The organism is Rhizobium sp. CG4 (assembly GCF_023701965.1).
In the GTDB taxonomy this organism is placed as follows: domain Bacteria; phylum Pseudomonadota; class Alphaproteobacteria; order Rhizobiales; family Rhizobiaceae; genus Agrobacterium.
This window is the reverse complement of sequence record NZ_JABAEG010000009.1, coordinates 85037-96846: the sequence shown is the minus strand read 5'-3', so window position 1 is coordinate 96846 and position 11810 is coordinate 85037. Positions and strand designations below refer to the sequence as shown.

Below are 11810 nucleotides of genomic sequence, written 5' to 3'. Positions count from 1 at the left end.
TATGACCAATGTATCCTCCGAAGGTCAGTTTGTTACATTCAGCCTGGGCGACGAAGTCTTTGCGGTACCTGTTGAGGTGGTTCGTGAAATCCTCGATCATGAGGATGCATTCAAGATCCCACACGGACCGGATTATCTTCTTGGCTTGCGCGATGTGCGTGGACAAGGCGTTCCGGTCATTGACCTCAGACTTCGCTTAGGCATGAGCGGGACGGTCAAGACACCCCACACCAGGATGTTAGTTCTCGATATTCCAATGACCGAGCGCGTACTTGCGCTCGGCTTGGTGGCCGACAAGGTGTTTGAGGTCACACCGTTCAGGGGTGACCAGATCGAAACAGCTCCTGACATCGGGGTAAACTGGAGTTCGGACTACATAGCCGGAGTGGTACGACGGGAAACTGACTTCGTGGTGATCATCGATCTCGCACGGCTGTTCTCCGATGCTGCCGGAGTGCTTTCGCGCCCATCCAGCCGCCCTGACCAAGCCGCATAAAGGAGCTTTTGTCTTGAATGCGACTGCAAGAAACACCTTTGATGACAGCCTGAGCCAACGGGACTTTCGTCAACTCGCGGCTTACATCTATGATTATTGCGGCATCAAGATGCCCGATACAAAACGATCAATGCTGGAAGGTCGCCTTCGCAAGAGATTGCGGGCGACAGGCTGTGGGACATTCAGCGCCTACTGTAACTACGTGTTTCGAGAAGGTGGCATGGATGCAGAGTCCATTCACCTGATCGATGTCGTTACAACCAACAAGACAGACTTTTTCCGTGAACCGAACCATTTTGAGTACATGGAACAAGTCGTCCTGCCGACACTCGCGAGAGACGGTCATCGTCGCATTCGCACCTGGAGTTCGGCATGTTCAACAGGTGCGGAACCCTACACAATGGCCATGATATTGGCGGAAGCTGTCGAAAGGAACGTGATCCAGGACTACAGTATCCTGGCAACGGACCTTTCAACGGATGTCCTGAAAAAAGCGCACAGTGGGGTTTACACGCGTGATCTTGTAGAGCCTGTACCCGCCTCACTGGCAAAAAAATATGTGATGCAGCCGGTGGACAACCACAGGACCGACGTTCGTATCTCTCCCGCATTAAGGTCGAAGGTAGGGTTCGCACGCCTTAATCTGATGGACGCGAAGTATCAGATCGGCGAACCCGTTCAGATGATTTTCTGCCGGAACGTCCTCATCTACTTCGACAAGAAAACGCAAGTCCACGTGTTGTCGCGACTTTGTGAAAACCTTGTCTCAGGTGGATATTTGTTTATCGGTCATTCTGAAACCGTCACGGGGATCGACCTTCCGATACGACAAGTTGCCAACACCGTGTTCAAGAAGAACTAACCAGCGTTATGTCCAAGAAGATCCGCGTCCTCATCGTTGACGATTCTGCGAGTGTCCGCCAGACGCTCACAGCGGTCCTGCAATCCGATCCGCAGATCGAAGTGATCGGCGCAGCGGCCGATCCCTTTATCGCCGCCAAGCGAATACAAGAAGAGATCCCCGACGTCATTACACTAGATGTGGAGATGCCGCGTATGGACGGGATCACCTTTCTCCGCAAATTGATGTCACAACATCCGATCCCTGTGGTGATGTGTTCCTCATTGACGGAATCCGGCTCGGAAACCCTGCTGCAGGCTCTCGAAGCCGGCGCCGTCGATATTATCCTCAAGCCCAAAATTGGCGCAGCGGACCATCTTGCAGAGTCTGCCATGAGGATATGCGAAGTCGTGAAGAGTGCTGCCCAGGCAAGGCTAGGACGTCGTAAGGTTACGTCCGCACGCCAGTCGGAACTCAGTGGGCCAACTGCCAAGCTGACGGCTGATGCAGTTCTTCCTCCTCCCTCGGGCAAGGCGATGGCCCGCACCACGGAAATGGTCGTCTGCGTGGGTGCCTCGACCGGTGGCACAGAAGCACTTAGGGAAATGCTGGAGAAACTTCCTGCCAATACCCCAGGCATCGTCATTGTCCAGCATATGCCGGAAAAATTCACCGCCGCTTTTGCCAAACGTCTCAACAGCCTGTGCGAGATGGAAATCAAGGAAGCGGCCGACGGTGACCCCGTGTTGCGTGGTCATGTGCTGATTGCACCCGGGGACAAACACATGTTGCTGGAACGTCAGGGCGCGCGTTATCATGTGTCCGTGCGCACCGGCCCGCTGGTATCACGCCACCGCCCGTCTGTTGACGTGCTTTTCCGTTCGGCAGCGCGCGCCGCCGGCGCCAATGCCATGGGTGTCATCATGACCGGCATGGGTGACGACGGCGCACGAGGCATGCTGGAAATGCATCAGGCTGGTGCTTTCACCGTATCTCAGGATGAAGCAAGTTCTGTCGTCTTCGGCATGCCGAAGGAAGCCATTGCCCATGGCGGTGTCGATAAGATCCTGCCACTCGACCGCATTGCTGCGGAAATATTGGCCGAAGATCGCCGGCGATAATCAGATTTCCGGCGGCTATTTTACTGTTCATTAACCATGTTGGCGAATGATGGACGCACCACCATGCGACCCGGTGCGTCCTGTGAGGCATGAACGTCTCTGTCAAAATTTCGGATCTGCGGCCATGTCAGTCATCACGTTTGCAAACACCAAGGGCGGCGCGGGCAAAACAACCGCAGTCCTGTTGCTAGCGACTGAACTTGCCCGTCGGGGCCTGCGCGTATGTGTGATTGATACCGATCCACAGCGCTGGATCTCACGGTGGCGCGATGCCGCCGATTACCGGGTCAGCTTTACAGTCATTACTTACGTCACCGCATCCAACTTGCAGCAGCATGTGCTGGACAGCCGCAAGGCCTTTGATCACGTCATCATCGACCTGCCAGGCGCACAATCACCTTTGCTGGCCACAGCAATCGGTCTCTCAGATCACGTCATGATCCCCGTGCAGGGAAGCACGATGGACGCGCAAGGTGGTGCCCAAGTGCTGGAACTGCTGCGTTATCTCTATGAGAAGGCCAATATCAGCATTCCGCATTCCGTTGTGCTGACCCGCGTCAATTCACTGGTTACCACACGCGCCTTGCAGGCTGCACGTCAACTATTGGCCTCGCGTAATGTGCATGTTCTGGATACGCCAATCATCGAGCGCTCTGCATTCCGCGACATGTTCGAATTTAACGGTTATCTGCACATGATGAACCCGGCGCAGGTGAGCAACCTGGACAAGGCCATTCACAACGCCGGATGTTTTGCAGATGAAATTCTGCGTCTGCTTCCGGCCTCAACAGCCAAACGCAAGTCGGACATGATGCGCGCCGCCTGAACAAGTTCAGGCAGCACCGACCGGTTTAGAACAAAGCGTCAGCGAACAGGTCGTCATCGTCGTTTACGGATGACGAGCTAACCGTTGCTTTGGCGGGGCCGAGATCAACCGGGAAATACTGGGCGTGAATGTCACGCTCCTGCGCCATGGTGTAAAGCTTGTAAATCCGGTTCGAGAAGGGCTGGATTCTTTCGCCGATTGACGCGACGTCAGTCGAACCACCGTTCAAAACGCTGGCGGACAGTCCGCAGCACTCATCCAGAACGTTGCCAAGTTCGTTTTCAAAATCGAGTTTCACAACAGCCGAGCTGATACGGCTGAACACGGCCTGACCTTCCCGCGCCAGGTCCTCCATGCCAGCTTCCATTTCAGTTTTGGCACCGGTGACGGCAGCAAGTGCCTCGCGCAGAGGCTGGCTGAGGTCATTGGAGGCATTGGTTTCATTGAGACCAAGTTTGCCGATGGCCGTTTCGATCTGCTGCAGGTCGGACACGATCGCATCTGCAGGACTTTCCAGCTTCTCCGCGAAGACCCGCAATTCCGCGCTCACCACATTAACGGAACGTCCTTCATCACCCAGTTTGGAGCAACGAAGGTTGGAGTTCAAAGCCATGTAGTGAATTTCTGTCTTGATTGAACGCAGTACCCCCATGCCTCGGAGTAGGTCGTCAGCAGTTTGTGTAACCGTGCTCACAACAGCATCGGCATCCGTACTGCTACCCTGCACACGTTCTGCCAACTGACAAGCCTTGGAGATATCACGCTCCATAAGCTGCAAGGCACCGCCACCGGCCTGGCGTGTGTTCTCGACGAGGTTATCGCGCAGGGACAGAATACGCGCAGCGTCATCGGCGAAGCTGGAAATACCTGCGAAAATCTTGCGGCAGTCCCGCTGCAGATCTGTCGTGGTTTCCTCCAGCTGTGCATTCACGAGAACCGCCACCGCTTCTTTCAACGTATCGACTTCATCCTGAGAGAGCTCCCTGCCCTCATCCGAATTCAGGTATTCATCCAGCATCTGCATAGTCGACTGAACATGCTCGATGCGCTGGCGTGTGATGTCGCCGATCTGCAAAGATGACAGTGCGGAGGCAATCTTGCTCTGAACGCCCTGCGCAATGGATTTAACCTGCGCGGCCATCTGCTTCATTTCGCGGTGCTGTTCTCCCACCAGCGCTGAATTGCGCTTCAAACCGTCAATGATTTCCGGGATCGTTGCCTGAAAATCCTTCAGGATCGTTGCCGAGAAATTGCGCGCCTTGCCAAGCTGCTGGCGCATGGTTTCAAGATAGGTACCAAACCTGCCAACTTCATCAGCACCGAACTGAATGCGCTCACGAATTTCGTCAGCGAAGCCAGAAAATTCGGCAATACCCGCGCCGGTAATCTTCACGGTGATGGCAAATGTCTTGAGATAGCGGATTGTCTCTCTGATATCATCGAGATGATTGTCCGTCGACTTGCAGAATTCAGCCATGGCTTCAAACGCCACCTGCCGTTGCTGCTCAGTATCGGGCAGACGGGCAAGGTCTTCAATCGTCTTGCGCATGCCGGCAATCGCAGCATCGGCAGTGCCACCATCCATCGTACCGGCCATGCGGTCGAGAATTGCAATCAGATCACTCAAAATTTCCATGACGGAAACCAGCACCGCGCCGCCATCCAGAAAGGTCTTTTCGATGCGAGCATGCGCAACCGACAAGCCTGTCGTCAAATCTGCCCGAGGATCAATTATATTGGTTGTGAGTTTACGTTGTGCGTTCACTATTCTTTTCCCAACCGCCCTGTTTGAAGGCAAGCTAGGTGGAATATGGAAATGACAGGTAAATTCGGGCGCCTGTTCTAAAACAGAACAATTTGAAGGTTAATGAACTGCGTCACATATCACTAAAATTGCAATGGATCTGTCACAGTATCGCTTATGCATTATGTCTGAGGTCGATAGCACCGCCGAATTCCCAAAACAATCGAGTTAGTTGATGCTTACTTCGCCGGATGATGGAATATCGCTACAATTTGTCTCGCGATATCCTCAGGTGACAGCCTACCTGCCCGATACCAGCCAGCCACCTTATTCAGCAGCGTCAACAACAAAAGGCGATAAACGCTTCGATCCAGTGCTGGATCAAGCGGCAGCGCGTTGACAAGATCTGTAAACAGCGCCTCAAAGGCGTCACGCTTCAGGATCAGTTTTTCACGGACGGGAGGTGGCACTGACTGAAAATCATTCATTAGCGGCAAGGTCAATGAATTCGGGTCTAGCTGAATATCCAGCATGGTGATGCATGCGACTTCCAGCCGCTTCCAGGGGTCTTCAACGCCTTCGATCGCAGCGCGGATACGGTCCTCACCCATTTGCAGGGCCATATCATGGACTTTGACAAACAGGGCTTCCTTGGACTTGATGTAGTGGTAAAGCGAACCACCGAGCAGCCCGACTTTTTCACCTATGTCGCGGATGGAGGTTGCTGCAAACCCACGCTCGGCAAACAGCGCACCTGCTGCTTCCAGCACCTCGAGATGGCGGTCGGTGAGTTTTGCACTGTTCAGCTGTCCGGCGCCGTGATCACTCTCATTTTCCCCTCTACGCAAAACCTTGTTTCGGGCTGCCATCTAAACTCTTCCTTGACATAGCCTGCAGTTCATCAGGTTTCGAACATTGCGCACAAATTCAGCCACACGAATAGAGGTGTCGTGATTTTTTGACGATCCAAAAACGGGTCATGCCAGGAGACTTGAGGAAGACGAGAAAAAGGTATCACGACTTCGTGGAGTAGTAAGACTTATACCACTCGACAAACCGCGCGACCCCAACCTTGACCGGAGTGTCTGGATTAAAACCGACCCAACGTTCGAGTTCATCGGTATCAGCCGCGGTTGCCGGCACATCACCCATCTGCATCGGCAGATAGGTTTTCTCAGCCTTCATGCCTAGGGCATCCTCTAGCGCGCCGATGTAGTCCATGAGATGGGTTGGCTGATTGTTGCCTATATTGAATACACGATACGGCACGTTGCTGGTCGAGGGATCAGGATTGGCCGGATCAAAATTAGGGTCGGCCTCGGCAGGTCGATCATTTATCCGCACAACACCTTCGACAATGTCATCGATATAGGTGAAATCACGGACCATTTGCCCGTGGTTGAAGACATTGATCGGCTTACCGTCCAATATTGCTTTAATGAACAGAAACAGCGCCATATCCGGGCGTCCCCACGGACCATAGACCGTGAAAAAGCGCAAACCTGTCGTCGGTAGATTGAACAGATGGCTGTATGTGTGAGCCATGAGTTCATTTGCCTTTTTTGTGGCAGCGTAAAGACTTATCGGGTGGTCGATATTGTGATGTTCGCTGAACGGCAAAGCGGTGTTTCCACCATACACCGAGGACGAACTTGCATAGGCCAGACTTTCAACACCGTTATGCCGACAACCCTCAAGAATATTCAGGAAACCCTGAATGTTGGAATCGATATAAGCGTGCGGATTTTCTAAAGAATACCGAACACCGGCCTGTGCGGCCAGATGAATGACGCGCTGCGGACGGTGTTGTTTGAAGATGCGGGCAACACCATCCTTGTCTTCGACACTCAGCTTGGAAAAGATGAAATTCGGATAATCTTTCAACCGTGCCAAACGCGCTTCTTTTAAAGCGACGTCGTAGTAGTCGTTCAAGTTGTCCACGCCAATGACCGTATCGCCACGCTCAAGCAAACGAATGCTCGTGTGCATCCCGATAAATCCCGCCGCACCAGTAAGCAGTATTTTCACGACAGACGCTCCAACTCGCAGTTTAGTTCAGTAATGTGTGACTCGTCGCCTCGGCAACGGAACACCAAGCGTTTCCAACACAATCGATAAATCGTCAATTCGTTTTACGCTTAAAGACGATCAACATTCAGATAGTGCAGTTTAAAACGACAATCCACCATAGAAAAACCACGTGCACTTTGCTAATCGCACGTACCTTCAAGCGTTACGAAGAAGCTGCTCATATCATTCTGAAAGGTGAGATAATGACGTTGGAAAATCGAACTGTAGCCGTTATTGGCCTTGGCTATGTCGGACTTCCTCTCGCAGCAGCATTAGGTCGCGTTAGAGAAACAATCGGCTTCGATATCAACCCAACGCGAATAACGGAACTTTCGTCGGGACACGACCGTACTCAAGAACTGACGCCAGATGAGTTGAAAGCCAGCACCAAAATATCGTTCACGGCGGATCCGGCGCAGTTATTAACCGCCTCCATCTTTATCGTAACAGTTCCGACACCCGTAGATGAGGCAAATCGCCCGGACATGACACCGCTTGTTAAGGCAAGCGAAACAGTGGGACGAGTGCTGAAAAAAAACGATGTCGTCATTTTCGAATCCACGGTCTATCCGGGCGCGACGGAAGAAGTCTGTGTACCTATCCTGGAAGCGGAGTCTGGCTTGGTCTACAACCGAGATTTTTTCTGCGGTTACAGCCCGGAACGTATCAATCCAGGGGATAAGGTCCACCGTTTGGAGAACATCGTAAAGGTCACGAGTGGCAGCACGCCCGAAACCGCTGACCTTGTTGATAGCCTGTATAAACAGATCATTCTGGCTGGCACCCACAAGGCCAGTTCCATTCGTGTTGCCGAAGCCGCCAAAGTGATTGAAAACACCCAGCGAGACGTCAACATCGCTTTGATGAATGAATTGAGCCTGATCTTTCAGAGGCTGGAAATTGACACGATGGACGTGCTTGAAGCCGCCGGTACGAAATGGAACTTCTTACCGTTCAGACCCGGTCTCGTTGGCGGCCACTGCATTGGTGTTGACCCCTACTACCTCACACACAAGGCTCAACAGATCGGTTATCATCCAGCTGTCATCCTAGCCGGGCGCCGCATCAATGACAGCATAGGCGCATTTGTTGCAGAAAAGACGGTAAAGCTTATTTTGCAACGTGATTTACCGCTTAACAATGCGCGGGTACTCGTGCTCGGGCTGACATTCAAGGAAGATTGCCCGGATCTACGCAACACCAAAGTTGTCGACATCATTCACTCCCTCAAAGAATATAATCTTGAGGTCGATATTTACGACCCTTGCATAAATGTTGAGGACGCCGACCGTGAGTACGGCCTGAAATGCCTGACAGCATTACCAGAAACTGACGATTACAGTGCTGTTATCGTCGCTGTTGGCCACAGCCAATTCAAGGAAATGGGCACAGACGCATTGCGCAACCTTGCAAAGGAAAATGGCGCATTGCTGGACGTGAAATCCATATTCGCCAAGGAAACAACCGATTGGAGACTGTAACGGTTTTTGGGTACTCTTCCGGCCATTAAGATATCGAGGTTGCTAGGCTGGCCGTTTCGAAATACATCGCCTATCTCCACTCTATGAGATAACAATATTATAACTCAGAGCTCTGAAAATGACGGCGAAACGCATAACCGATCTAGTTCTCGTGATACTAGCAGCGATAATTCTCGCCGTGCCCATGATCATGGTCGGCATTGCCGTGAGGCTTACCTCGAAGGGTCCGGCTCTTTACTGGTCGAAACGCGTTGGTAGAGGCAATCAATTGTTCGATATGCCAAAGTTTCGAACGATGGCTGTGGATACCCCAGTCGTCGCAACACATCTCTTAAATGACCCAGCGAAGCATTTAACGCCAATTGGCAGCTTCTTGCGCAAGACCAGTCTCGACGAACTACCCCAGCTCTGGTGCATACTGAATGGCGAGATGAGTTTCGTGGGGCCGCGGCCCGCTCTTTATAATCAATACGACCTGATTGAAGCGCGGACCTTGTGCAATGTCCATTCACTTCCGCCAGGGCTGACGGGCTGGGCACAAATCAACGGTCGAGATGAATTGGCGATTCCAGAAAAAGTCGCCTTGGATGCCCACTACCTGGCACGACATAGCTTCCTTCTCGACATGCGCATTTTGATTATGACCGCCGTGAGCGTTATCGGAGCCAGAGGCGTTAAGCACTAGAACTTCAGTTTTTGACGCCAAGTCGTCGCCACTTAGAATTTTGCCTTTCTTTGAGAAAGGTGGTCAGCACACTTGAATTGATTGATGGAGTATTTTTGTTGAAGACGACATTGGTCACTGGAGCGTCTGGATTTGTGGGTTCCCACCTAGTTACCGAGATGGCGCGACGTAACATGCCGTTTAGGGGACTTACGAGAGGAAGTGCGCCTAACTTGGTAACGATCCCCTCTTACAGTTCCGACATGAGCTGGCATCCTTATCTCGAGGATGTCGAGACTATCGTACATTTAGCCGCCCGCGTTCACGTGATGAGAGAGACCGACGTCGATACAATCAAGCGATTTCGTGAAGCAAACGTTTTATCGACGATTAATTTGGCTAAACAGGCCGCAGAAGCCGGCGTTCAACGTTTTGTATTCGTGAGCTCCATCAAGGTGAATGGTGAGTGCACACCGGCCGGAAAACCATTTCGCGCAACTGACCCGCGAAGCCCACTTGATCCATATGGCGTATCAAAAGCAGAAGCCGAGGAAGCACTCATTGAACTAGGCGCGAAAACGGGAATGGGGATTACAATCGTTCGCCCCCCACTCGTCTACGGCCCCGGTGTTAAAGGTAATTTTCAAACCTTGATCAAATGGGCACGTAAGGGCGGTCCATCGATTTTTTCCAACGTAGACAACAAACGATCCTTCATCTCCGTCGATAATCTTTGTGATTTTCTAATAACGGTTCTGGATCACCCGAATGCATCAAATTCAGTATTTCTGGTAAGCGATGGCGAAGATCTTTCAACCCATGAACTTTTAACCAGATTGACTAGTGAGCTTGGCCGCACGCCTAAAAGTATACCATTCCCCCAGTTTATCTTACGAGGACTTGGAGCACTTGTCGGTCGCAAGGACATGATTGCACGGTTGACGGAAAACCTTGAGATCGACGCGTCAATGACGACACAGTCACTAGGCTGGGCACCCCCACTTACGGTCAAGGAGAGCATGCGCAAACTCACAAGACCGTAAACTCAACTTCATAAATAGCCATTTAAGGTTGTAAAATCCGGTTCCGAGAGAGCTGGAGTTTACGAATTGGTTCAGCAGCGCTACTAATTGTAAACTTGCAGCAAGGTAACCCGCCGATCCGATTTAACGCCTGTAACGTCGGTTGCTTTTTGGCGTAAACGCGACTGAAATTTTCCCTCTGATCCAAACGAATTGAATGTACATGGGCTCTCAGGCCAGAACACGCTGCTAACAAAGAGCTTCCATTCGCCGACATCACGCGATTATATTAAGGCTCTCGTACAGCTCGGACCTCGTGATAGAAGTCCAAGACTTTCTCAACACCGGTCGACCGTGAAAACTCAGTCATATCGTAGTTGACCCTGCGTCTACCTCCTCCTGGAATTTCGTGCAAAACTTTAACAAGCTCCGCAGCGAGTACGTCGACTGATTGGCTCTCGATAAGCGAGACAGGATGAGAATGAAGAAATTCGCCTGGCCCTTCCGTCGCAGTCGAGATGACCGGGACGCCCGCTTCCATAGCTTCGAGTATTGCAAGACCAAAGGGCTCTTCACGTGATGATGAGACAAAAAGATCGAGGTTCCGCAAAAAGCCAGCAACATTCTTCCGGTGGCCCAAAAGATGAATACGCCCATCGCCATTTGCCAGCTTCGTGAGGGTTTCCCTCTCCTTGCCCTCACCGATGATCATCAGAGTAGTGTCGTCGAGAGAAGCACTTCGGAAAGCGTTTATCAGCAGATCAAATCCCTTACTGGGATGCAAACGACCTACAGCGCCAATAATTTTTGCCGTTGGAGAAAGATTTAGTTCTGCCCTTAAATCCCAAGGCGCAATCTCTTCCAGAGCTGGTACCCAATTATAAATGAGACGACGTTTGCCCTTGAACGAAGCACTACGATTTAACTGCGCATTGTTGATACAAATCAGACCGTCGAGAGCGGCATGCTGGCGCCTTTTGTAGCCGACGTGCAGGGTGGCAATCCGTGCTATCCCCCGTATCGAACCAAGAACCTTGCAGCCGCGACTGAGGTGTCCATGGCAAATGTCGAGAGAGAGACGTGTGATCAATCTCCTGGTTTGAATGCCACGAAGAAACGGTATTGAAAATGAATGGAATTTGACTTTTGGGGAGAGGTACCTTTCCAGTGCGGATCCTGCTTTTCCCGCGACGTGAACCGTATGACCCAAATCGGCCTGCTCGTTGGCAAGGTCGACGCAATAACGTTCAGAGCCGTTCATTCCGGACGAAAAGAGCAAATGCAGAATTCGCATTTTTCTCCGACTGGTTGGGGTTGCATTTCTACCAGTTTGACCGTTTGCCCGATCAAGCTTGCCTTTATCGTGGAAGATTTCTTCGGTATTCAATTTTGCCACCATGCCGAGTGCATTAATTCTTGGTATATCCACCTCATGACTTTCCCGGCTTTCGATTGTTAGAAAGTAGATCGCCTCATAGTCAGATTCCAGTTTCAAATGCAACGGTGACAATTTTGATAAGGTTTTCAAGATCAACCGCACCAGTT

At 51.6% G+C, this 11810-nt stretch carries 11 protein-coding genes; 7 read left to right on the top strand and 4 right to left on the bottom strand.

The features are described 5' to 3' along the window. Position 1 precedes the first annotated feature (1 nt). From HGO37_RS21825 to HGO37_RS21810, 4 genes are all read left to right on the top strand, one after another. Positions 2–496, top strand: coding sequence for a chemotaxis protein CheW (locus HGO37_RS21825; protein ID WP_250985198.1), 495 nt, complete (start codon positions 2–4; stop codon positions 494–496). Between the two features lie 13 nt (positions 497–509). Next, positions 510–1358: a CheR family methyltransferase gene (locus HGO37_RS21820; protein ID WP_250985197.1), complete on the top strand. Its 849-nt coding sequence runs from the start codon at positions 510–512 to the stop codon at positions 1356–1358. Between the two features lie 8 nt (positions 1359–1366). Further along, entirely contained in the window at positions 1367–2458 is a 1092-nt protein-coding gene (locus HGO37_RS21815; protein WP_250985196.1) for a protein-glutamate methylesterase/protein-glutamine glutaminase, read from the top strand. A gap of 124 nt (positions 2459–2582) precedes the next feature. Next, positions 2583–3284, top strand: a complete 702-nt coding sequence (locus tag HGO37_RS21810; RefSeq protein WP_250985195.1) for a ParA family protein — start codon at positions 2583–2585, stop codon at positions 3282–3284. Between the two features lie 25 nt (positions 3285–3309). Here the strand turns inward: HGO37_RS21810 and HGO37_RS21805 are convergent, their stop codons facing one another. From HGO37_RS21805 to HGO37_RS21795, 3 genes are all read right to left on the bottom strand, one after another. Continuing rightward, positions 3310–5049: a methyl-accepting chemotaxis protein gene (locus HGO37_RS21805; protein ID WP_250985194.1), complete on the bottom strand. Its 1740-nt coding sequence runs from the start codon at positions 5047–5049 to the stop codon at positions 3310–3312. A 218-nt stretch (positions 5050–5267) separates the two neighbouring features. Further along, positions 5268–5897 carry a TetR/AcrR family transcriptional regulator gene (locus HGO37_RS21800; protein WP_250985193.1) on the bottom strand — a complete coding sequence of 210 codons (630 nt, stop codon included), beginning with the start codon at positions 5895–5897 and terminating at the stop codon, positions 5268–5270. A 145-nt stretch (positions 5898–6042) separates the two neighbouring features. Beyond that, positions 6043–7056 (bottom strand): NAD-dependent epimerase, encoded by a 1014-nt coding sequence (locus HGO37_RS21795; RefSeq protein WP_352230594.1) that lies wholly within the window; start codon positions 7054–7056, stop codon positions 6043–6045. 245 nt (positions 7057–7301) lie between these two features. On the opposite strand from HGO37_RS21795, the gene HGO37_RS21790 reads away from it, so the two are divergent. The 3 genes from HGO37_RS21790 to HGO37_RS21780 all read left to right on the top strand — a co-directional run bounded on the left by HGO37_RS21790 (position 7302) and on the right by HGO37_RS21780 (position 10286). Beyond that, entirely contained in the window at positions 7302–8579 is a 1278-nt protein-coding gene (locus HGO37_RS21790; RefSeq protein WP_250985192.1) for a nucleotide sugar dehydrogenase, read from the top strand. Between the two features lie 118 nt (positions 8580–8697). Further along, on the top strand, positions 8698–9264 hold the full coding sequence (locus HGO37_RS21785; protein ID WP_192489270.1) for a sugar transferase: 567 nt from the start codon (positions 8698–8700) through the stop codon (positions 9262–9264). Between the two features lie 59 nt (positions 9265–9323). Then, a complete protein-coding gene (locus tag HGO37_RS21780; protein ID WP_352230593.1) occupies positions 9324–10286 on the top strand; it encodes an NAD-dependent epimerase/dehydratase family protein in 963 nt (320 codons plus the stop codon). 268 nt (positions 10287–10554) lie between these two features. Here HGO37_RS21780 and HGO37_RS21775 read toward each other — a convergent pair whose 3' ends face one another. Continuing rightward, a complete protein-coding gene (locus HGO37_RS21775) occupies positions 10555–11805 on the bottom strand; it encodes a glycosyltransferase (protein WP_250985191.1) in 1251 nt (416 codons plus the stop codon). Positions 11806–11810: the final 5 nt, after the last annotated feature.

Excerpts from the sequence above, each read along its gene's own strand:
- HGO37_RS21825 (WP_250985198.1), top strand. The coding sequence starts at position 2 with ATGACCAATGTATCCTCCGAAGGTCAGTTTGTTACATTCAGCCTGGGC.
- HGO37_RS21815 (WP_250985196.1), top strand. The coding sequence starts at position 1,367 with ATGTCCAAGAAGATCCGCGTCCTCATCGTTGACGATTCTGCGAGTGTC.
- HGO37_RS21810 (WP_250985195.1), top strand. The coding sequence starts at position 2,583 with ATGTCAGTCATCACGTTTGCAAACACCAAGGGCGGCGCGGGCAAAACA.
- HGO37_RS21800 (WP_250985193.1), bottom strand. The coding sequence starts at position 5,897 with ATGGCAGCCCGAAACAAGGTTTTGCGTAGAGGGGAAAATGAGAGTGAT.
- HGO37_RS21790 (WP_250985192.1), top strand. The coding sequence starts at position 7,302 with ATGACGTTGGAAAATCGAACTGTAGCCGTTATTGGCCTTGGCTATGTC.
- HGO37_RS21785 (WP_192489270.1), top strand. The coding sequence starts at position 8,698 with ATGACGGCGAAACGCATAACCGATCTAGTTCTCGTGATACTAGCAGCG.